This is a genomic window from Thermofilum sp. (genome assembly GCF_038871435.1).
Classification (GTDB): Archaea; Thermoproteota; Thermoprotei; order Thermofilales; family Thermofilaceae; genus Thermofilum; species Thermofilum adornatum.
This window is the reverse complement of the sequence record NZ_JAVZIC010000007.1, coordinates 33,555-54,117: the sequence shown is the minus strand read 5'-3', so window position 1 is coordinate 54,117 and position 20,563 is coordinate 33,555. Positions and strand designations below refer to the sequence as shown.

Sequence of the window (20,563 nt, the reverse complement as noted above, 5' to 3'; positions counted from 1 at the left end):
ACCCCTTTGAGTTTCCTTTTTTTGAGCATTATTTCGCTTAGGGTCCAATGTATAAAGTAAAATTTATATATCGCCACACTCGAGATTTTTAGAGTCTGTATGGGTAGCTATGCTGTAGAGGCCCGCAACCTTAGGAAAATCTTCAGGACACGTGAAGGTGGGATACTTTTCCGCGGAAAACAGAGGGAGATAGTTGCAGTAAACGATGTAAGTTTCTACATCAATTTCGGAGAGATCTTTGGGCTTCTAGGCCCAAATGGGGCGGGAAAAACTACAACAATAAAGATACTGAGCACGCTACTTTTACCTGACTCTGGCGAAGCCTGGGTCAACGGGTTTAACGTTGTCACCGAGGCAAAGATGGTTAGGGAGAGCATAGGAGTCAGCTTGTACAGTGACAGGGGGTTTTACTGGAAGCTTACGGGGAGAGAGAACCTCATGTACTTTGCGAGGCTCTACCACCTCCAGCGTGACTATGCAGAGAGAAGAATCAACGAGCTATTTAACATGCTGGATCTTGCAGGCGATGCCGACAGGCTTGTTGAGGAATATAGTACAGGGATGAAGTCAAAGCTTAACATTGCACGTGCCCTTCTCCACGACCCTCCCATCCTGTTCTTGGACGAGCCTACCATTGGGCTCGACCCGAATTCTGCCAGGAAGGTAAGAGAGGTTGTTCTCGAGCTAAAGAAACAGGGAAAAACTATTCTGTTGACCACGCATAACATGTTTGAGGCTGAATACCTCTCAGACAGGGTCGCAATAATAAACAAGGGGAGGATCATCGCTATTGGGACTCCGAGAGAGCTAAAAGAAAAGGTCTCAGGCAAACGGGTAGTGGAGCTAGAGGTCTCCGGAAACTACAGAAAGCTCGAGGCGGGGCTGAAAGGTATTGGTGGGGTCGAAGCAGTGTCCTTGCAGGAAAATAATGGTTCAGGCTACACTTCGCTTATACGGATTATTTACAGCGGTGATGAGGTTCTAGACAGGATCATAGCCATGCTAGCAAATAGCGACGTAAAGATCAGGAGCCTTAGAAACCTTGAACCAACGCTCGAGGATGTGTTTGTGTACTATACGGGTGAGAGACTTGCAGAAAAAAGCTAGGTTCCCTATCTTCTCCCTCGCGCTGGGAATACTCGCCAAGGAGCTAAAAATAATGTCTAGATACATTGGGAGCTTGCTACTAGTGCTCTTCATGCCTTTCGGTATGAGTGGCCTATACCTTGGTGTCGGCTACGCGTTGGCAGGAGAAAAATCATTTTCGAACTTCCAGGCAAACACGGGTGTAGCCACGCCACTAGCATATTTTGTCGTGGGGGGAGTCCTAATGATTGCAAGCATGGTGATGATTGAAAACGCCTCTTCTATTATAAGGGAGGAACAGCTCATCGGAACATTTGAACTGCACTACTTGACTCCGAACAGCCCTGTCTTGACATGGATGCTTCATGCCTTCGCCTGGAGCATCTTGATGGTCATAGTCTTCGCAGTCGACATATCTATAGTACTTGCAACAGCCATCGTGGGCTACGACTATTTGACCGTTGTCTTGATTTTCGTTGTAGTCTTTATAGGGCTGATCCCCCTAGCCGGCCTCGGGCTGGTAATAGCGGCACTAACTATAAGGTTTAAAGAGGTATACGCCGTGTCAAGCACCATTAACGCCTTCATATCGATGCTCTCGGGCTTCTACTACCCATTAGAGATTTTTCCCAGGATTGTCCAGGCAGTAGCACAACTATTGCCAACCACCCACGTATCAATAATCACCAAGACACTAATAGGCGCAAGTTCAGGCCAACTCTCAGTAGGCGATAGGATACTCGTAATGGTTCTGCTGGCCTTCCTCTACCTAACCTTCGGCAAGACTATTTACCAGAGGTGGGAGAATGAGGCAAGGAAAAGAGGGGAGCTCTCAAAATATTAAGGCCAGATCCATACAAGCGCTACTACTCGAAATAGAAGCAGCGGCAACCATTGGGTTTAAGACCTACTTTAGATACATTGCATGGCTAATCTCAGACATAATTACGACCCCTGCATGGCTAATCATGATAATTGTCCCCATGCTTCTATTCCTGCCACAGGAACAGTGGCGCGACCCCTTAATACTGAACTCTTTCCTTTGGGCGATGGTACTCTGGGACATCGTATCGTCGGGCCTCTGGACCTTCGGCATGGCTATTAGGAGGGAGCAACAGACAGGCACCCTAGAGTTCCTCCTCCTAACAAATGCCAATAGGGCAATCCTCTTCTCGAGAAACATATTTACGAGGCTCTTCTCGCTCACCCTATCAGTCATATATTCGTTTGTATTCTTTGTTTTTCTCTTCGGCATAAACATAATCCTCCTAAATCCAATCTTAACCCTCGTCACACTACTGTCTGGACTCGTTGCATCCCTCGGCTTCGGCCTCCTATACGGGGCAGCCGTATTCAAATACAAAAACGTGGGACCCCTCACAAACATACTTCAATTCCTGATTCTCGGGATATGCGGAATATTTTTCCCAGTAACCACGCTTCCAGAACCACTAAGGCTAATAGCTTACCCACTGCCGTTTACCTACACAGCAGACCTACTAAGACACTATGCCCTAGGCACTCCAACAATTTTCCCTCCAGGTATAGAGTGGGCCCTATACGTTCTAGAAATCTCCGTATACTTGTCGCTGGGACTACTTGCACTGTACCTAGTAGAGAAAAATCTTAAAGCAACTGGACAACTGGGGGCATACTAAAACAAAGAAAATACCTCCTATAGTTTCTCTATTACCTCTGGATACCGCATAATAGAGTCAGCAGCCAAAGTCACTACTCTAAGCCCACGCATCGCATACCTAGTAGCAACATAGAAGTTTGCACCGCTCGAGGGCCCGGCCAGAATACCCCTAGACATTAGTTCCCTAACGCCGCTAATCGCCTCTTCAAGCGAGACACCCACCAACTCGTCGACAACCGAGCCATACCTCGAAAAAATCCCCGAGACAAGTGTGGAGGCAAGACCCTCAATATTGTCGCCCAAGCTGCCGCCAAGCAGAGGAGACCCGCTCGGCGCCACGCCTATTATCCTCACGCCTGGCAAATTTTCGCAGAGATATTTACCGACCCCAACAATAGTACCGCCAGTTCCTACGCCCATAATAAATGCGTCGAAGCTCTCGACCTGCCTACGTATTTCAGGGCCAGTAGTCTCGTAGTGTGCACGCCAGTTTGCGTCGTTGTCGTACTGGTTTAGGAAGACAAGGCCATTTTCCTCGGCAAACCTTCTAGCCACATTAACGTAGTGCCCAGGATCCCCGTAGGGCCTACGGGGAACCAAGTGGATCTCTGCACCGAGCCCCCGCAGTAGGGCAAGCTTGCCCCTGGAAACAGTGTCTTCAGTAAATATCACGGGCTTTAGGCCGAGAAGGTTGCAGACCCAGCTAACACTTATAGCCGTGTTGCCGCTCGAAGCCTCCACAACCTTGTCGTTGTCCTTTAGTAGGTCTCGGGAAACAGCTTCACGCAACATGTAATACGCGATCCTGTCCTTGTGGCTACCCGTGGGATTCATGTATTCAAGCTTAACATAGACTTTTCCAGGGCCCACATCTAACCCAACGACAGGCGTATTGCCAATAAGCCTCGAAACAGCTTCAAGCTTCTCCAAAAGCATACCACAAGAAACCCATAAAAATATATAAGTATAGCTAGCCGCCACAACAGCTAGAAGACTCCCCAGCCCCACTCACGAGCTTGTTCTTCTCGTACAGCTTCTCCCAGCAGTCTCTACAAACCCACACGCCACCTAGCTCCTTGTGCTCGGCAAAAAGCAGTGTCTCAACTTCTTTCCCGCAGATCGCACACTTATACTTCTTCACGCCGTATCACCTCGAAAAGATATAATCAAATTTAGAGATATAAAAATAAATCTTGCCTTCAGGCGAAAGTGCGCGCTAAATGTATCTGACTAAAAATGGCATCAACACATCGTTTTCACAAAAACACCTTTGCCTCAGGTCGAGCAGGAAATCCTCTCGAGGAAGCTCTGATCATACTCGTCTTCTCAATCTGCCTCTATAATTTCTGCAAACTCCCTTTCTCTATAGAAAAGATCCTCCCTTCTCTCCTTCGGAGTAATATCGAACTACATTTTACTACCTCTCCCGGTTAGTAACTAACTCCCCCCGCTAGTCACAAACGTTACCCCTCAAATTGCCAAGAGTCTAAAACAAAAATCGAGATAATAATAAAGAATATTTTTGCACAGCCGGCAGACAAGCTTACTACCCCCGTCCTAGCACAATAATAGTTGCTAAATGTTTATTACTACCTTAAATTTGGTTTTGCTTAAGAGACTGGTAGTGTTCAATGCATGTGAACAGAAAGACGCTGGACTGGATTTCTATGGCGGAGGAGGATCTTGAAGACTCCAAGGCTGACTACAATGAAGGACGCTATGCCAACTCCGTGTTCCACGCCGAGCTGTGTGCCCAGAAATCCTTAAAGGGATTAATCGTAGCACTAGGATTTGAGCCTAGGAAAACCCACAGACCAAGCCTAGTTTTAAAAGCCCCCATAGCTTCCGGGCTAATTTATTTACGCGAAGAACTAATGCAGGAACTAGACGGACTGATATCGCTTTCACTTGTCCTCGAGGATGAGGGCGTTACTCCAAGGTATGTGTGGGAAACTGTTGAGAGGATAATTAAGCCCCTCCGAAATATATGATGAGACGAAGGCAAGATTACTAATCACTAATGCTTTAGAAGTTCTCAAATTTGCCAAGAAGATTATAGGCGAGCTGGATTGCTAGAGTCGATGATAAGGGATAAAAGGTACTTGCAGGATTTAAACAGGTACCTGTCCAGCGTCCTTGAGGATAAGAATGTTGTTGGAGTTCTGTTGTTCGGCTCCCTCTCCAGAGGGACAGCTATGCCATATCCCCAGAGCGATGTAAACCTGCTGATCGTAGCTAAAGGTCTCCCACCAAACATAGCTGAAAGGAGGTTCATTGCGCTAAAATATAAGAGCGAGCCGATGGCCATAGAGGATATCTGGCTAACCCCAGAAGAACTATTAGAGGGCATTGAAGGAGGATGGGGACTGCTTCTTGACGCCCTGACCGACGGCATAATACTCCACGACCCAGAAAAGCTCCTACAAACATCCAAGGAAATTGTAGCCAGAAAATACAAAAGAATAGGAAGAATCTGGTCGCTAAAGAAACTATGCTAACCACTTACCAATAGATGCATACCGAAGAATAGTGTCCCCCTCAATATCTTTCCCCCAGAAACAACCCTTACCCACCCCTATCAATAAGGGACATCATCATCTAAGCAAGAAAAGAGGAGACTTAGAATTTAAAGAAGCCATACCCAGCGCGCGCGGTAAGCATGATGAGTCTATGCTGTGTACACATCTGTAAAGTAGTTTCAGATAGGTTTGATTAGCAAAGCAATATGCTAAATCAATGCTGTGAGTTGCCTCATCACACAATTTTTAGGCGCTTACCTTAAGGGGTACTTTAAGACATCACAGCAAAAGGAGACAAGGCTTTTGAAGTTTGGGTTTGAGGAACTTTTTACTTCTGGGTATCAGTAGAGATGACACTTTCCACGTCCCATACTTCGACTCTTTCTGGCTCCCAAGGCAGATCCTCCCTGTTTGGTACGAAGAGAATTCTTTTGCATGGAAATCTTGATAGCTTCTCCTCTATGTTTCTCAACTCGCTTCTTGGGATTTTCTCTTTCCACTTCACCTCGACTACGGCTACTAGTTTCTGGAAATCCGTAAGCGCTATATCTACTTCATAGTCCTTTTCGACAATCTTCTCGGGCCAAAGCCCCATCTTTCTCGACAACAATCTTGCCACGAACTGTTCAGCATAGAGAGGTATCCTCTCGGCCAGCACCTTTAAGGCCTGGGTCTCCTGAATATCTCTCTCGCTTACCCCATACTTCGCATCAAGATAATAATAGTAGTCTATCACCGGGGAAGCATGCCTATAATAATACTTGTTTTTCCCATAAATCTTAACTTTCTCAAGTAGCCCTATATCTGCGAGTATCTTTAGGTAAGGATGCACCAAGCTCGGATCCTGTGCCGGGATCAACCTGTGCGAGTATAGCTGTGAAGCTATCTCAGTCGACACCTGCCTTCCATCGGCTACTGCTTTTAGTATGCCGTCGTATACACGGGTATACATCCTCTCTTCCTCCGTAAAAATCTCCCCAATAAGCGAGGGGACAGTGAGCCTCACCGTTCCTGGAAGGGCCCTAAAAAAATCTCCAGCACTCTCCCAAACGGGGACAAGCCACGGCTCTCTCAAAAAGATAGAGTACTCTACCAACTTTTTCTTGTCGCTTATCTTGTCCCTCAGGTTCATCAAAATGTCTACCTCGTCTATTAAGCCCATTCTAAAGTCCGAGAAGAGGCCAAGAACAGGCGAGCGCTTCCCAATTAGCTCCCTAGCCAGCCACAGTGTCGAAGAGACAGCTACAAGCCTCCCCCTCACCCCCAGCCTGTGAAGCAAGTCAAAAAATTCGCCCGGCAATCGCTGGACTTCATCAACAACCACAGCCTCGTCTCTATCCAAGCTCTGGACAACCTCCCGCTTAAACGCCTCATAGCTCAAAACAGAGTCTTCCTCATATATGAACCCGCCCCTGCCAACAAAATAGTACCTATGATACTCTACGGAGCTCCTAACAAAAAAGCTCTTCCCCACCTTCCTCCTGCCATAAACAAGAACCCATCTACCTGTGTTTCTAAACCTTTCTACTTCACTAAATCGTATTATACTAACCATAAATAGTCTAACTATAATTATGGTAATAAAGTTAACCACGTACCACCTAACCTCCAAAGCTCAACCTGTTTCAAATACACGTTCCAAGCCTAAAGTCTAGTAAACCCCCAGCCACCCCGAGACAACCTACCTTTGTATGATTCAGTCTGTTGAGATTTTTCCCAAGCGCTCGTGACATCAGAAAACTATATGAACACGTTCATAATGATCATAAACATGATGAATATATTCATAAATAGGGAAAGAGAACTACAATTCCTAGAAGAGAGGTACCTCTCTAACCGGGCTGAACTAATAATAATCTACGGACGTAGAAGAGTTGGCAAAACCTTCCTATTGAGGAAATTCCTCGAAGGCAAAAAAGGAGTATACTTCGTGGTTTCAAGGCTTGGAAACGTCCTCCAAGATTTCTCAGAAGCCATAGCAGACCAGCTAGGCGTGTATCCTCCCATGTTCCTCAGTTACAAAGACTTGTTCAGGTACATGGCTCAGGAAAGCAGCAGGGAAAGAACAATTTTCATTGTTGACGAGTTCCAGAGACTCGCCGAGAGCGACTCATCCTTCTTGATGGAGCTACAGTCTGCCTGGGACAACTTTCTCAGAAACTCTAACATTTTTCTTGTCTTGAGCGGCTCCTCTATAGGGGTAATCGAGAAAATAGCGCTGTCATCATCTTCTCCCATTTTTGGTCGCCGAACGGGACAATTCAAACTAAAACCATTCACTTTCAAGTGTGCAAAAGAGTTTATGAAGAGCTGGCCCTGCGAGGACAAGATCCGGGCTTACGCCGTCTATGGAGGCACACCCGCCTATCTATCACATATAGACACATCAAAGACACTAATCGACAACATAAAACGCAACATACTGGAGCCAAGCGGCCCACTACACGAGGAACCATACTTCCTACTCTCCACTGAGACACGAGAGCCGCTACGATACATGGCCATACTCGAGGCGATGGCGTCGGGTGCCATAACTCTCGGCGAGATAGCCTCCAAGAGTGGGATCTCTACAAACGAGTTGCCAAGATACATCAGGACTCTCGAGGCACTACTAGACCTAGTCGAGAAGCGATATCCACTCCTAGAGGAGGGGAGACGTGGAAGAGCAATATACATCATAAAGGACAATTTTATACGCTTCTGGTTCAAGTTTGTAAGGCCCAACCTCTACATACTCGAACTAGGAGAAGTAGAAAGGGTAGCCCAGAGGGTAAAAGAAAGCCTCGACCAATACGTATCCCAAGTATTCGAGGAAATCGCCCTTGAACACTTCTCCCATGCAGTCCCAGCAATAAGGATTGGAAAATGGTGGAAAGGCGAAACAGAAATAGACGGCGTAGCAATAGACGAGAAAACCAAAACAGCATACTTCATGGAGGCAAAATGGACAAACAAGCCAGTAGACAAACAAGTCCTAAGACAGCTAGAAGCCAAAGCCCAAGAATTCGACTGGAAGAAAAACGAGAGAAAAGAAGTCTACTACATATATTCAAGAAGCGGCTTCACGTTCACACAAGAAGAAGACGTGAAACTCGTAAACTTGCAGGAACTCTGCTACCAGTCATGCATCCAAAAAAGCATAGCCTAAAACAAGACAAACAACCCCGCCTATCGCTGGATATGTATCTCGTCTCTTCCATGGGTTCCTTTCTCTATACATGAGAATCCCTACAGCTATTTAGGTAGCGCCAAGTTAGAAAACCTTAATAAAGTATACTTCAAAATATTCCACGGCGGGAAATGGAACAAGTGTTAAGAGTTGACAAGAAGGGCAGATTTCTACTTCCTCGGGCACTAAGAAAAAACTCGGAATAAATAAATCAGTAAAGGCTAGGGTAGAGGGGAACAGGATAATTCTCGAGCCAGTCCCAGACCAAGTTGAGCTACTAATGAAAGCAGTCATAAAGGGCACAGAAGACGTTGAGCTAGAGATAAGTGAACTTAGAAGAACGGCCGAGAAAGAGGCCAAAAAACTTATCGAGGGGTAAACGTGTGCCTAATAGAAACCGACCTCATCCTCGCAGTTGCCTCGCCGAGAGACAAAAACCACGAGACTTCACTGAAGGCGCTCCGCATCCTTAAACCCCTCCTACTCAGCCCCTACAGCCTAGCTGAGCTAGACCTCCTCATAAGCTCGGGACGAATAAAAGTCGTACTCCCGGACTTCTATTCGTCTCAAGAGAGCCTGATAGCCTACTACAACATAAATATCTCACTTCCCCGCCCCACCCATATGGAAAAAGCGCTCGCCCTAAGAACCCAGCACCACCTTTTCTACTTCGACTCGTTGCATGCAGCAGTTGCCATAAGTGCAGAAGCAACTCTAGTCAGCTTCGACAAGAAGTACTCGAGCGTCAAGGAATTAAGATACCTGCACCCGAGCAAGCTACAAGAAATTCCCAAAAGCTCTTAATCCCCTTTCTACTTTCGACGACTTGAACTAATTAAAGCGTTATAGGATTCCATGGCATAATCTTCACTGGTAGGCTTCAACATTTATCTCAGCAAGCCGGGAAAACTATAAACAAACACAAAGTTTCGTCAACACCCTTTAAGGCGCGGCAGAAGTAACTTGTCCTCGTAAACTCTTCTAAGCAGAATTCATATACAGCACTCCCCCACATATCACTGAAACAAATGCAAACCTCCCTTGCAGAGAGGGTATTAGAGGATATAGAAGTCGACAAGAGACTGAGGATGAGGCTCGCAGAGCTCATCGTTTCCGAGCCTTAGGTCAGGCTCTTCATGCTGAACTCCATCCTACCCGACGTAGCTAAAAAAGAGGACATAAAAGAGTTAAAAAACGAAATAACGCGGATACGAGGCGAGATGGCACACCTCAGAAAAGAGATGTACAGCAACTTCAAGTGGACAGTAGGCATCATCCTGACGATATGGGGGCAACGGTAATACTCATACTACTCAAGTTGGTAGGAGCAATATAACATACATCCAACATTCCTAAAAAGGGTCACGACTTCTAAAACACCTATTACTATACTCAAAATACTTTAGCGAGCACTTATTGAAGGTGGATATATTCATGGAGCCTTTCTGGCTTATTAGGCCAAGCATATCTAGGAGTTAATGTTAACAATAATATTTATTAATGATAATGATTTTTTCCACAACTTGTGAAGACAAGAGTACTCGTGGTCGGCTACGGAACCATTGGCAAGAGGGTTGCCGACGCAGTCATGGCTCAGAGCGACATGGAGCTTGCTGGTGTGTGCACTCCGAGACCAAACGCTAACGTCCTCGCGCTTCTGAGAAGAACAAGGGAAATACCCCTAGTTGCCTGTGACAAGGAGAGCGAGGAGGCCTTCAGGAGGGCTGGGATAACAACCTCGGGGAGGCTCAGCGAACTCCTCTCAAGCGGGGAAGTGGACGTTGTTGTGGATGCGTCTCCTGGGGGTGTCGGCGCGGAGAACAAGAGGAGGTTCTACTCGCAGAGTGGGGTCAGGGTGGTGTTCCAGGGAGGAGAAGAGCCGGGGGTCGCAGAGGTGACGTTCAGTCCCTTCTTCAACTATGATGTGGCTAGGGGGAGGAAGTATGTCAGGGTTCCCTCTTGCAACACTACGGGGATCCTCAGGGTACTGAAAGCGTTGGGGAAAGTGGGCACCGTTGAGGAGGTTTTTGTCGCAATTTTGAGGAGGACCCACGACCCAGCGGATAGGAAGGGGGCGAGGTTAAACACCGTTACTCTTGATGGTGGTGTACCGTCTCATCACGCCCGTGACGTTAAGCTTGTACTCCCGGTCAACATAACAACGGTTGCAGCTGTTGCCCCAACTACTCTGTCACACTTCCATATGGCACGGGTGAGGTTCGCGGAGAGGGGGAGTAACAAAAGACGAGGTAGTCGAGGCTCTGAGTAACGCGCCTAGGGTGGTTTTGGCTGGGGAGCCATTCAACGCGACCGCAGACCTTGCTGAGTTCTTCAGGGAGCTCAGGTCAAGGGGAGACATGTTCGAGGTGGCCGTGTTGGAGCAAAGTGTCGCAGTTGACGATGGCTACGTCGTGCTTGCTTACGTTGTCCACCAGGAGAGCGTGGTGGTTCCTGAGAACATTGATGCCGTGAGGGCGCTTGCCACGGATGTCCCCTCAGTGGAGAGCGTGCGCATGACGGATTCGTCCCTCGGGGTTCTTAGTGGGAGAATCTCGCTGACGGTGGCGAGGGCCACTATCATCAGGGCTGAGAAATTGTCTAGTATCCTCTGAGATCTCTGGGAAGCTCGTTGAGATTGGCTTACTAAGGTTTCTATTTTGTTGTTTGAAAGGATTTATTGTGACTGTAAGTTATAAATAACAGAGGTCTTTATGTGTAGGATTAGTGGAGTTTTCAGCTTGTCTCCTCTATGGCTATGGGTGTTAGGTTTCTCTGCCAGTCGAGTACCCAGACTTTGTTGTTTGTGGCGATTTCCAAGGCCTGTGGGACGGCTACATAGGTGTAGATGGCTTTGATGATTTTCTTCCTGAGAAGCTCCGGTCTTCTCTGTTTGATAAGCTCTATTCTCCTTATGAGTCTTTGGACGCGTTTTGGTCCAAGCCTCGTTGTTGCCTCGCCGATTATGCAGATGTCCCCTGTTGCGCCATAGATGTCTATTTCCTCGGAGTCAACGAAGACGCGGTCCAGCTCCACGTCTATTCCTAGCTCTTGTTTAAGCCTGTGGGCTATGAAGCTCCGAGCCTCTTCCTCTAGGCTCAGGGCTAGCCTGTCTGTTGTGACATGGATGTGCTTTACCTCTCTCCATAGTTTTTCTTGTCCTTTACGTAGAGCTCTGACTTCTTCCCATATCTTTTCTTGGCTTTCTCTCAACCCTTTTACTTCTTCCCATAGCTTTTTCACTTCATCAAGTATTTGAGCCATTTTTTCCTCGTGGGAGTCAAGCCTTTTCATTATTTCGGAGATTCCTAGATAGCCAGCTACCGCGTATCTGAATTCCTTATCCCTTTCCAGGAGTTCGAGCATTTCCTCTTTTAGCCTGGTGGATCTCTTTGCCATCCATATATAAAATGGAGAGAATTTTTATAAAAAGGTAGCGATGTGGCCGAGCTTGTACGAGACTGAGTCGAGACCTAAAAAGGCCTAGGCGGACACGCAGGGAATGGTATGCGGGAAAAATATATCTCGTCAACTTTCTCATTGCTTTAGACATATGTTGTTAAAAATTTGTGTGCTAGGCGTGCCTTTTAGAGGCTAGAAATCTCACTAAATTCATAAAACTAAAGAAACATAGCGCGCACTATATTTCCATTCGATCAATCATCCCTACACAAAAGAAAAGGATTTCTAAGAGACTTTAGACCTTGCTCAAAGCTATTTCAGATGTGGGACAAAAAATTTAATAAAGTGGGGCAAAATTAAAACTGTAAGTGGGACTATGGAAGAGATAAGCGTTAGAAAGGTTGACGCAAAGGGCAGGGTTTACCTCTCGAGGAAGCTGAGGAGGTCAGAGCTCTACATGGCCGAGGCCGATGACGTGATTCTGCTCTCAGCCTCGAGAGAACGCATCCTGTCAGCCCTCGAGCAATTGTCTCCAGGTACCGCCATAAAGGAGTACCTCGCCCTTCTAGAGGAACTAGGAGAACCAACACCGAAAGAGATCGAGGAACTAGCGAGGCGAAGAGCTTGGAGGAGCGTAGAGGGGCAATAATAGACACGTGCGTCCTGGTCTCCAGGAAACTGGAGGCCCTAAAGACCCTCAACACGAAGCTGTACGTGACCCCAATTGTCCTGCTTGAATACCTCAACTGGGCGCTCGAGTCGAGAAATATTTGGCGGGCTAAAGGAGATAACAAGAGGGCCAGGGGCTACGAGCGATTGATCGAGCTGCTCCCCTCATTACTCCTAGAGCTCGGAATAGAGGTTCTAGAGCAGAAGTTTACGGTTACTGAGCTTAGGGAGGCTACAGGCTTGGTTATACAGAGAGGGGTAGATCCTGGAGATGCACTCAACGCTATAACAGCCAAAAAAAGAAAGCTAGGCATAATAACTCTTGACAGAGACTGGGAACGCTTGCCAGACTATGCAACCCCCATTATTACCCTTTAAACCACACAGTCAGCTTTTCTACACACTCTTACGAGAAAGCTAAATCTAGTAACAAAGAGCCGAGGATAGATAGGCTGGGACGAAAATTCAAGGGCTTAAACCGGCACGATGTTCCATAAAAAATATATTGTGTATTCACATTTTGATTTTATGCCCTTTACGCCTCTTCATTTGGGACCTTCCCTTGTTTTCGGTTTGCCCCTGCGGAAAAAACTACATTTACCAACTCTTCTTGTTGCCAGTGTAGCTGTAGACATCGAGCCTTTCCTTGTCTTGGTGCTTGGGCTGAACTATCCCCTGCACGGCTATCTTCATACCTTTCTATTGGCTTTGCCCTTCGGAGTCCTGATTGGATACACCATGTTTCTGCTGGAGAAATATTTAGGCGAGCTATGGCGCACGCCTCATTTAGAGGAAGATCTTTTAGCTAGAGCCTCCTTTATTGGTGGCGGAGTCTTGGGGACGTTTTCTCATGTATTGCTGGATTCTCCCTTATACTCAGATATTAGGCCGTTTTTCCCGCTGGAGGCTAACCCTCTGTATGCTCCTTGGCTTAGTGGACCGATTTATGAATTATGTGTGGCTTCTTTTATTGTTGGAGTAGTTCTTTACTTAGTGATTGCAATACGAAGTAAGCAGTATTCTGGGTTGAGAGGAGACAGCTTATAGTCCCAGGGTACATACGATTTTAGCAGTATTCCTATTATTCCTATGAGTATTGAGGCATTGAAAACGAGGAATATCTTGACTAGGAGGGATAGTTGCCCCTCTATTCTAGACATTCTCATCTCAAGCATAGAGACTCTATTTTCAAGAGACACAACCTACTGTTTATTTCTTTTCGCAGATTATCTATTTCCTCTTTAACGCTCCCTATATCGTCTTTCGTTGCCATCTCTCTGGAGAGAGCAACCAGCATTGTTCTTCTTAGTTCTCTGTATCTAAGTGCCTCCGGAATGAGTTCTTCAGCGAGCATCCTCCTCAGTTCCTCATCGCGGCGGAGCTCTTCAAGTAATTGTCTCCCGACGGACACCTTCCTTATTAACAAAAGTGATGAAATATATAAAAAGATTAAGGAGGCAGATCTCGCGGTCGCTTGAAACTTATTGCTTGCCCAGGAAGTCTTCTATTGTTGTGGTTTTTTGCTGTTCCTCTTGTTCCTCGGTGCTAAGGAGGTAGTCTGCTAGGTCGAGTTTTTCTGGGGGTGTTGTCCATGCCTTGTTCCAGTCTATGTCTTTTCCTCCAAGCGTGTATCCGAATCGCTCTGTAAAGTTGTCTACCTTGACTATTCCTGGTATGGTGGCGGCTGAGCCAGAGATAAGTGCTTCTCCCGTCATTAGCCCAGAAAGCCCTTGAACCATTTCCTGCATGACGTCCTCCATGCTTCCGAGGATGTATTCTTGGTCCTTGGGGTTCGCGGTTCTAAGTGCTATCAGCGTGCCGCACTGGGCGAGAACTGTCTGTGAGAGCTCTCTAGGCCTCTGGCTTACTATCCCAAGGCCTATCCCGAACTTTCTGCCCTCTTTGGCTATCTTCTCGATAATTTCCTTCGCGGGGCTCCACCTGCCCTGCGGGACATAGTTGTGTGCCTCCTCGATTATTATCAGTGTTGGCTGCGGCTTCCCGGCGAGGACGCTCGCAGTTGTTATGCGCCAGAAAGACTTCAGCACGGTAGCCACTGTGGATGTCTGTATGTCGCTGGAGAGCCCGCCCAGCGATAGCAGTGTTATTCCAGGCGACAGTAGGGAGCTGTATATCCCCATGTATGTTTCTAGGCTTTTCCTGGGCTCTTCCATGCTCAGGGAGCTGTAGAGCTTGTCGCTTGTCCTTGGACGCGTAATGTAGAAGAGCTCCGTGTTCTCTAGGAGCATCTCTAGCTTGAGTATCAGGTCGTCGAGGGACCGGTCATACTTGTTCCTCACAGATGTTTTCTCTAGGATCTCGAGTAGCTCCTCGGGCGTATAGTATATTGGGTCGTCTGTCGACGCGTGGCTGTATCTCTGCCTCCTAGCCTCCTGTACAGCGTTCCGGAGATACATTATCTGTTTTGTTGCGCGGGACGGGTCTAGTTTTAGTATGCCTGCAACCTCTTCTAGGCCGAGGCTCCAGAGGGGGACCTCTAGAGGCTGGGGCTTTATCCCGTACCTTGCCTCTAACAGCTTCGCAATTCTGCCTGCGGGGCTTATGACCCTGATGTTGCTCGAGGCTTCAGCCATTGGTATGTATTCGTTGTGTGTGTCTATTACGAGAACCCTTGCGTAGGGGAACTTTTCAGATATCTCGCCAAGAATAACTGCCACGGTATTTGATTTTCCCGCGCCAGTCATCGCGAGGACAGCGAAGTGCCTAGAGCATAGCATGTTGAGTGATAAAGTGTATGGCACTTCGGGGTTCTGCGAGAGCTTGCCAATTTTTATCTCTCCATTTGAGGTCAAGCTGGATAATTCTTCTGCTGTTGCAAGGTAAACCTTTTGCCCAGGCTTCGGTAGCTCAGGCACGCCCCTTATAAAGCTCTTCCCGTCATGGAAGCCTACAAGCATGGCTACAAGCTCGTTACGTGTCGGGCGTATCTCCGGGTATCCTTCAAGCTCCTCTATAATCCTACTTTTCCTGTACAGCTCGTCTAGAAGATTAAAGCTCACGACCATTGCGTAGGCCCATCCACGCGTTATCTCCATCTTTACGTATACCCCTGGCTTAGCAATATGTTCCAGTTTTTCTTCCTGGACACCAAACCTGACGAGGCTCTGACCATAGACATTTGTAACCCTACCTATCTCCACAACTCTTCACCTCAGACCAGCCTTCACCCTTCCACTTGGAGCGTAAGCGGCCCTAACAATAGAGTCTGCCTTACGCTTATAAATCTCGTCAGCGACAAGGCGCGCAATCTCTGGGTTCAGCACGGCCATGTGGTGGACATAGCTGAGAGGCTTCGGGTAGCCCCTACTGTCCGAGAGCTCCTTCAGGGTCGCAAGGGCACTTAGAGCCTCATCTTCGTCCACATAGCTTGGATAGGTCATCTGTAGAACTGGTCCAAGTTTTCTCAGCTTAAAATACAAGACAGAGTAGTCGCCCCAGGTTCCCAAGATCTCCGAGACAAGTTTCCTGTCGGCCGCGCATGGCTTTAGTCGTCCAAACTCTTTCCCCCTAAGAGTTGTGTATGCGTCTTCGAGGTTTCTCCATGCATAGTCAAGCAGGGTTACATCGTTGAGCCAGCCCTCGAGCCCAACTTTTTCGACAAGCAGGTTTGTCTCTGAGTCTTTTGCTACCCAGAAGAGCGGCACCTGTAGCTCCCGGCTAGCTGTCAACAAGTCTCTCAGGGCTTTAAGGTATACTGTTGTCTCGACGTAGACGCATACAAAGTCAAGAAAGCTCTTCTTCGAAGAGGTTTTCTCAAACATTGTGTTTCTTTCCTTGTATATTTGCCAGGCCTTGTCAGAAATCTCCTTAAACAGCCCCATTACAGAATTTGGGGATATGTCTCTATCCTCTAGCTCTATTCCAAGATGCTCCGCGTCCGGCAAATTATCGAGAATCTTTTTATAGTCTTCGCCCAGAGCCTCTGCGGCGTCCTTTGGGTGGCTGAAAACTGTCATCATTTCGGATATGAAGCTCCCGTCTAGTAAGATAGCCTCAAGGCTACTAGTCAAAGCTTTTCGTGCAGCTAGGAGCTCGATGATGGACATCAAGAGGTTTGCCCTCTGCTCGCCATAGCTCTTGGGCACAATAACAGAGACGATTGGCTCCTCTGCCCCCCTAGCTAGAGCAGAATATTTTCCATTTTTTAGGAGAATGGATGCAACAGAGAATACTGCAACGTGTATACTCCTCCTCGGCTCAACGACGTTGCTTCCATCAACGTATCCCGTACTCGTAAAAGGTTTTCCACTAATAGGCTCTGCCTCTTCTGCAAGCTCTTTCTCTACTCCCCTTAGAAGCTCCTCTGATACATGTAGCAATGCATGCTCCATATATGGCCTAGGATAATAAACGCGTCTACAACTAATAAATTATTGTAGAAAGTAAACCGAAAGTGAAAACAACTAAACCTGGAGCATCCTTTTCCTGGCACTCAAAACTAGAAAGATTTATATCTGTTTCCCGTGTTTGCCGAGAAGGGTTCATTGTTCGACTACAAGGTCATAGAAAAGAAATATGCACAGGCAATTCTAACACAGATCCGTAGCAAAAACACAAGCCAAGTAGAGTTTAGAAAGGGGCTTGTACGCCTCGGACGGGTACTCGGACTAGAAATAGTCGAGGACTTTGAAACCGAGGAAAACCCCGTAGAGACCCCACTGGGGGTCACCTATAGAGGCATAAAGATCAAGGGCTTCGAAAACGTTTGCATAGTCACTGTTCTCAGAGCCGCGTGGCCCCTAACCGAGGGACTCGTAAAGATATTTTACTCTGCAAGGCAAGGCGTCGTCGCGGCGCGGAGAGTAGAAGAGAAGGGAATGCACGGCACGGAATTTGACATCGAGATAAACTATGTAAAGATCCCCAAGTTTGGCGGCGACGACATTGTAATAATTAGCGACGTGATGGTTGCTACCGGCTCAACTCTGATCGCTGTGCTGAGAGAGCTTTTGAAGAGGGGACGCGCAAAGAAATACTATATCGCATCTGTGATATCCACTCCGATAGCCATCGAGAAGCTCAGAAAGTTCGCCCAAGACGCGGGGATAGACCTGAAGCTCTACACGGTTGCGGTCGACCCAGAGCTAAACAGCAAGGGATACATCGTTCCCGGCCTCGGAGACGCGGGAGACAGGGCATTCGGGACCTAGGCTAAGTTACAGGCGTAACCGAGCCCAGTAAAATGCTGAGTAGTATTGGGAGCCAGACCACATTCGCCTGTTCAATTTTCCTAGAGGCAATGACTGAAGCTAGTAGGTCTAGAGGTATCAATAGGACGAGGCTAATGAAGACAACTATTAGGAAATAGCCTGCAAACCCGCCTCCAATGGCGATCTTGAGGACAAGCCAAGCAACAGCAAAGCAAGCCGCTTTTGATGCAAGCCTCACGAGAAAGACTTTCGACGTGCCGCCGCGGGGGCTAAAAGCCTCGAGAACAAAAACTGGGGGTAGAAACAGCACGTAGAGAACTAGTAGGATTACGAGCCTGTAGATGCTTGGCTCAACATTAAGGAAAGGTTGGAGGGCGGAATGCATCATTAGGTATGAATAGGCTGCTAGCGTTATCCCCGAAAGTAACGCAGCGGGGCTAAATTTCCCTATAAATGGTTTGATCTGGGACAGCTGTCTCCTGTAAAGAAAGAGGATACCTAGTGCTTGGCTATAGAATACTCCTAGGATAAAGCTTCCAATGGGAGCCCTCGTAATGCCTGTAAACGCGTTGAAGAAAAGGAATGCTAGGGGGGCTACAAGTGCCGACACGGCTATATTTTCCCATGAGAGTCTCGGGGCCGTCTTTGCCTCTCGGTAGCTAGCCGCATCGGTGTCGATAAAGGGTAGTGGGACAATGATCATGAGTAGTACCGCTAACACGCTTAATAAGAGCGTCACTATAAGCCTAGACCAGGCATATGTGTATGTGGCTTTTCCAACTGTCCAGGACACAATTTTGTCTACTACGGCTGGGTTGTAGAGGATTGTGAGGTGGTCGTCGGTTGGAGAGACATAGATTTCCCATCCATTGAGCCTGTTTATAGGTATGTTGCTAAAGGTGAAGATTTCGTCCTGCATGGCTAAGACAAGTAGCTTTTTCTCGACACTAGTAGTATTGAGGGGCGAGGAGGCTATCACTATTACCCTTGAAGCATTTATCCTCGAGCCGACTTCTTGAACAGCCCTTCCACCCATGCTGTGGCCTGCGAGGACAACTTCTCCCGTGACGCGATCTACTGCACCTACTACACTGTAATAATCACGCAACAAAGTGGAAACGTTGTAGCTAACCGTTGAAGAGCTTTTCCCGTGGCCCCTTGAGTCAAAAGCCACAGCAACATAGCCTTGTCGTGCAAGCTCTACACCTATCCAGCTCATCATCTCAGAGCTCCCGCCGTAGCCGTGGAAAAGCACAGCTGTACCCTTTACAGGCGTATCTTCTGGGATCCATGCAAGATACCTAAGGGTGGCCCCTTGTGACGAGACATATCCCTCTTCTACTTTGATCCCATGCATTAGGACGCCGGAATTGTAAAGGGATAGGGACAAGAACAGCAAGATCAAGATAATCGAAATGATAGTTAACTTCTTGTTAGTCATCTGGACACCTGGACAATTTCATAGAAAACGCATTTATCTTTTTACACAACGATTCCCGGCAAAAATAGAGGAAAAGGTTAGCAACATAAAGAAGAAGTAGAGACCATCATATAGTTTCAGCTTTCTTTCGAGGATCTGTAGCTTAGAAGCAGGAAAACATATGCAAGTATATAGCCCAGCCCGGCCAGCAAATAGGAGACGCTTGGCCCAGCATACTGCCACAGCATTCCGCCAAAAATCTCGCCCAACGAGAAGCCCATAAACCTCGCGGCATCAAGAAAACCCACTGATAGCCCCTGCCCAGTGGTTGGTGAAAGTTTCACGGCTAAGACCTCGATGTAGTTAGACATGATGCTTCCAATAGAAAACACCAAGTAGAGAATGTACAAGAATACGGTCTCGCTGGGAATTGGGAAAAGAAGCCATGCACAACCCATTATCACAGCTCCCCCTAATACAATCTTCCAGTAACCAGCCTTGTCGCCAAGAACTCCAGAAGGCCAACTGCTAACAAGCTGGGACAAGTTAAATATGGATGGGAAAACTGCAAGAGCTAGGGGACTAGCAGAAAGACGGGGATCATAGGAAAGAAAAGAGGAAGCATAGCTAAAAAATGCTCCTATAAATGCGGCAACATACAACATTACGAGTGGCATCCTCCTGAAAACAGACATCCAGCCCCTAAGATTCTCTCCCTGCGTTAATGAAGCTAGCTTTCCTCCGGTCGGTATAAACATTGCCAAGACAAAAAAGGCAAGCAGGTAGAGCCCGGCCTTTCCCATGAAGACTGCATTCCATCCGTAGTGCTGTGCCAGCCACCCTGCAAGCAGTGGGCCAGCCACGGCAACCCCAGAATATGCCGTGTAGAGAAATCCCAGGGCCGCGCCCATCGAGTCCGGAAAAGCCTCGGCTATGATTCTGAGAGCAGAGGGCCGAAGCGACATCTGTGAAAACTGAATCATGAAGAAACCCACGGCTGCAACAATCCAGGTAGGAGAAAATGCCTCCACAACTAGGCCAACTATACTTAGGGCTATGCTTCCAAGGAAAACTATACGCGCCCCCACTATGTCCACCAGCCGCCCACCAAGAATTGAGCCTAAAACACCCACAGCGTATCCTGCCCCAAGAACAAAGCCCAAAGTATCAGGTGTGGCCCCGAGCGAAGACATAAAGGCTCCAAAGAGAATACTCTCAACCTCGATAAGGCCGGCGCATACCTGGAAAAAGGCTAGAGCAAGCAATGTTCTGTTACGGTAAAGAGCCACGAGTCACCCTCTCCATTCGTGGAAATTTTTCTAGTGCTTTAATCTTCTCAAGTTTGCTCTTTTAAATATATTTGCAGAGAAAAGTTCAACAATGTTATAAATCATATGAATCTTTTATAAGCAGACAAGTTAGTGTAGGGTTTTTACTCCAGGTTTATTATCAAAAGAGTTTCACATGAATCATTTGCCCATATGATAATTC

23 protein-coding genes are annotated in these 20,563 nt (G+C 47.3%); 14 read left to right on the top strand and 9 right to left on the bottom strand.

Features of this window, described 5'->3' with window-relative positions; translation table 11 throughout:
* Positions 1-99 precede the first annotated feature (99 nt).
* Genes QXT17_RS08500 through QXT17_RS08490 form a run of 3 tightly spaced genes read left to right on the top strand, consistent with a single transcriptional unit; the run spans position 100 to position 2,744 of the window.
* A complete protein-coding gene (locus QXT17_RS08500; RefSeq protein WP_020963358.1) occupies positions 100-1,107 on the top strand; it encodes an ABC transporter ATP-binding protein in 1,008 nt (335 codons plus the stop codon).
* Positions 1,091-1,930: an ABC transporter permease gene (locus QXT17_RS08495; RefSeq protein ID WP_187147016.1), complete on the top strand. Its 840-nt coding sequence runs from the start codon at positions 1,091-1,093 to the stop codon at positions 1,928-1,930. The genes QXT17_RS08500 and QXT17_RS08495 overlap by 17 nt, the downstream gene beginning before the upstream one ends.
* On the top strand, positions 1,893-2,744 hold the full coding sequence (locus QXT17_RS08490; protein WP_020963360.1) for an ABC transporter permease: 852 nt from the start codon (positions 1,893-1,895) through the stop codon (positions 2,742-2,744). Before QXT17_RS08495 ends, QXT17_RS08490 begins: the two co-directional genes overlap by 38 nt.
* Before the next feature lie 17 nt (positions 2,745-2,761).
* Here QXT17_RS08490 and QXT17_RS08485 read toward each other — a convergent pair whose 3' ends face one another.
* Positions 2,762-3,661, bottom strand: a complete 900-nt coding sequence (locus tag QXT17_RS08485; protein WP_020963361.1) for a cysteine synthase family protein — start codon at positions 3,659-3,661, stop codon at positions 2,762-2,764.
* 34 nt (positions 3,662-3,695) lie between these two features.
* On the bottom strand, positions 3,696-3,866 hold the full coding sequence (locus QXT17_RS08480) for a DUF4428 domain-containing protein (protein WP_020963362.1): 171 nt from the start codon (positions 3,864-3,866) through the stop codon (positions 3,696-3,698).
* A 490-nt stretch (positions 3,867-4,356) separates the two neighbouring features.
* Between QXT17_RS08480 and QXT17_RS08475 the strand changes: the two genes are divergently transcribed.
* Both QXT17_RS08475 and QXT17_RS08470 read left to right on the top strand, forming a co-directional pair.
* Positions 4,357-4,716, top strand: a complete 360-nt coding sequence (locus tag QXT17_RS08475) for a HEPN domain-containing protein (RefSeq protein ID WP_342783051.1) — start codon at positions 4,357-4,359, stop codon at positions 4,714-4,716.
* Positions 4,717-4,806: 90 nt separating this feature from the next.
* Positions 4,807-5,223, top strand: coding sequence for a nucleotidyltransferase domain-containing protein (locus QXT17_RS08470; protein ID WP_342783050.1), 417 nt, complete (start codon positions 4,807-4,809; stop codon positions 5,221-5,223).
* A gap of 349 nt (positions 5,224-5,572) precedes the next feature.
* Here QXT17_RS08470 and QXT17_RS08465 read toward each other — a convergent pair whose 3' ends face one another.
* Positions 5,573-6,799 carry an ATP-binding protein gene (locus QXT17_RS08465; RefSeq protein WP_342783049.1) on the bottom strand — a complete coding sequence of 409 codons (1,227 nt, stop codon included), beginning with the start codon at positions 6,797-6,799 and terminating at the stop codon, positions 5,573-5,575.
* 171 nt (positions 6,800-6,970) lie between these two features.
* Between QXT17_RS08465 and QXT17_RS08460 the strand changes: the two genes are divergently transcribed.
* The 5 genes from QXT17_RS08460 to QXT17_RS08440 all read left to right on the top strand — a co-directional run bounded on the left by QXT17_RS08460 (position 6,971) and on the right by QXT17_RS08440 (position 11,025).
* Positions 6,971-8,392 (top strand): ATP-binding protein, encoded by a 1,422-nt coding sequence (locus QXT17_RS08460; protein ID WP_342784299.1) that lies wholly within the window; start codon positions 6,971-6,973, stop codon positions 8,390-8,392.
* A 402-nt stretch (positions 8,393-8,794) separates the two neighbouring features.
* Positions 8,795-9,217 (top strand): PIN domain-containing protein, encoded by a 423-nt coding sequence (locus tag QXT17_RS08455; protein WP_342783047.1) that lies wholly within the window; start codon positions 8,795-8,797, stop codon positions 9,215-9,217.
* Positions 9,218-9,549: 332 nt separating this feature from the next.
* A complete protein-coding gene (locus QXT17_RS08450) occupies positions 9,550-9,714 on the top strand; it encodes a hypothetical protein (protein WP_342783046.1) in 165 nt (54 codons plus the stop codon).
* Between the two features lie 224 nt (positions 9,715-9,938).
* Entirely contained in the window at positions 9,939-10,682 is a 744-nt protein-coding gene (locus tag QXT17_RS08445; protein WP_342783045.1) for a type II glyceraldehyde-3-phosphate dehydrogenase, read from the top strand.
* A 16-nt stretch (positions 10,683-10,698) separates the two neighbouring features.
* Positions 10,699-11,025: a hypothetical protein gene (locus tag QXT17_RS08440; RefSeq protein ID WP_342783044.1), complete on the top strand. Its 327-nt coding sequence runs from the start codon at positions 10,699-10,701 to the stop codon at positions 11,023-11,025.
* Between the two features lie 121 nt (positions 11,026-11,146).
* Here QXT17_RS08440 and QXT17_RS08435 read toward each other — a convergent pair whose 3' ends face one another.
* A complete protein-coding gene (locus QXT17_RS08435) occupies positions 11,147-11,809 on the bottom strand; it encodes a hypothetical protein (RefSeq protein ID WP_342783043.1) in 663 nt (220 codons plus the stop codon).
* 379 nt (positions 11,810-12,188) lie between these two features.
* Here QXT17_RS08435 and QXT17_RS08430 point away from each other — a divergent pair, with 379 nt between their 5' ends.
* From QXT17_RS08430 to QXT17_RS08420, 3 genes are all read left to right on the top strand, one after another.
* Positions 12,189-12,461, top strand: coding sequence for a hypothetical protein (locus QXT17_RS08430; RefSeq protein ID WP_020963369.1), 273 nt, complete (start codon positions 12,189-12,191; stop codon positions 12,459-12,461).
* Positions 12,437-12,859 carry a type II toxin-antitoxin system VapC family toxin gene (locus QXT17_RS08425; RefSeq protein ID WP_020963370.1) on the top strand — a complete coding sequence of 141 codons (423 nt, stop codon included), beginning with the start codon at positions 12,437-12,439 and terminating at the stop codon, positions 12,857-12,859. The genes QXT17_RS08430 and QXT17_RS08425 overlap by 25 nt, the downstream gene beginning before the upstream one ends.
* A gap of 195 nt (positions 12,860-13,054) precedes the next feature.
* Positions 13,055-13,528: a metal-dependent hydrolase gene (locus QXT17_RS08420; protein WP_240366735.1), complete on the top strand. Its 474-nt coding sequence runs from the start codon at positions 13,055-13,057 to the stop codon at positions 13,526-13,528.
* Between the two features lie 115 nt (positions 13,529-13,643).
* On the opposite strand, the gene QXT17_RS08415 is transcribed toward QXT17_RS08420, so the two are convergent.
* From QXT17_RS08415 to QXT17_RS08405, 3 genes are all read right to left on the bottom strand, one after another.
* On the bottom strand, positions 13,644-13,892 hold the full coding sequence (locus QXT17_RS08415; protein ID WP_020963372.1) for a hypothetical protein: 249 nt from the start codon (positions 13,890-13,892) through the stop codon (positions 13,644-13,646).
* 70 nt (positions 13,893-13,962) lie between these two features.
* On the bottom strand, positions 13,963-15,642 hold the full coding sequence (locus QXT17_RS08410) for an ATP-binding protein (protein WP_020963373.1): 1,680 nt from the start codon (positions 15,640-15,642) through the stop codon (positions 13,963-13,965).
* Between the two features lie 6 nt (positions 15,643-15,648).
* Positions 15,649-16,833, bottom strand: a complete 1,185-nt coding sequence (locus QXT17_RS08405) for a DNA double-strand break repair nuclease NurA (RefSeq protein WP_020963374.1) — start codon at positions 16,831-16,833, stop codon at positions 15,649-15,651.
* A 153-nt stretch (positions 16,834-16,986) separates the two neighbouring features.
* Between QXT17_RS08405 and upp the strand changes: the two genes are divergently transcribed.
* On the top strand, positions 16,987-17,652 hold the full coding sequence (gene upp / locus QXT17_RS08400) for a uracil phosphoribosyltransferase (RefSeq protein WP_052885707.1): 666 nt from the start codon (positions 16,987-16,989) through the stop codon (positions 17,650-17,652).
* Between the two features lies 1 nt (position 17,653).
* Here the strand turns inward: upp and QXT17_RS08395 are convergent, their stop codons facing one another.
* Both QXT17_RS08395 and QXT17_RS08390 read right to left on the bottom strand, forming a co-directional pair.
* Positions 17,654-19,093 carry an alpha/beta hydrolase gene (locus tag QXT17_RS08395; RefSeq protein ID WP_020963376.1) on the bottom strand — a complete coding sequence of 480 codons (1,440 nt, stop codon included), beginning with the start codon at positions 19,091-19,093 and terminating at the stop codon, positions 17,654-17,656.
* Positions 19,094-19,209: 116 nt separating this feature from the next.
* Positions 19,210-20,361 (bottom strand): MFS transporter, encoded by a 1,152-nt coding sequence (locus QXT17_RS08390; RefSeq protein WP_020963377.1) that lies wholly within the window; start codon positions 20,359-20,361, stop codon positions 19,210-19,212.
* Positions 20,362-20,563 lie beyond the last annotated feature (202 nt).

Excerpts from the sequence above, each read along its gene's own strand:
- QXT17_RS08430 (WP_020963369.1), top strand. The coding sequence starts at position 12,189 with ATGGAAGAGATAAGCGTTAGAAAGGTTGACGCAAAGGGCAGGGTTTAC.
- QXT17_RS08465 (WP_342783049.1), bottom strand. The coding sequence starts at position 6,799 with ATGGTTAGTATAATACGATTTAGTGAAGTAGAAAGGTTTAGAAACACA.
- QXT17_RS08470 (WP_342783050.1), top strand. The coding sequence starts at position 4,807 with ATGATAAGGGATAAAAGGTACTTGCAGGATTTAAACAGGTACCTGTCC.
- QXT17_RS08485 (WP_020963361.1), bottom strand. The coding sequence starts at position 3,661 with ATGCTTTTGGAGAAGCTTGAAGCTGTTTCGAGGCTTATTGGCAATACG.
- QXT17_RS08435 (WP_342783043.1), bottom strand. The coding sequence starts at position 11,809 with ATGGCAAAGAGATCCACCAGGCTAAAAGAGGAAATGCTCGAACTCCTG.
- QXT17_RS08405 (WP_020963374.1), bottom strand. The coding sequence starts at position 16,833 with ATGGAGCATGCATTGCTACATGTATCAGAGGAGCTTCTAAGGGGAGTA.
- QXT17_RS08500 (WP_020963358.1), top strand. The coding sequence starts at position 100 with ATGGGTAGCTATGCTGTAGAGGCCCGCAACCTTAGGAAAATCTTCAGG.
- QXT17_RS08475 (WP_342783051.1), top strand. The coding sequence starts at position 4,357 with ATGCATGTGAACAGAAAGACGCTGGACTGGATTTCTATGGCGGAGGAG.
- QXT17_RS08490 (WP_020963360.1), top strand. The coding sequence starts at position 1,893 with ATGAGGCAAGGAAAAGAGGGGAGCTCTCAAAATATTAAGGCCAGATCC.
- QXT17_RS08450 (WP_342783046.1), top strand. The coding sequence starts at position 9,550 with ATGCTGAACTCCATCCTACCCGACGTAGCTAAAAAAGAGGACATAAAA.
- QXT17_RS08395 (WP_020963376.1), bottom strand. The coding sequence starts at position 19,093 with ATGACTAACAAGAAGTTAACTATCATTTCGATTATCTTGATCTTGCTG.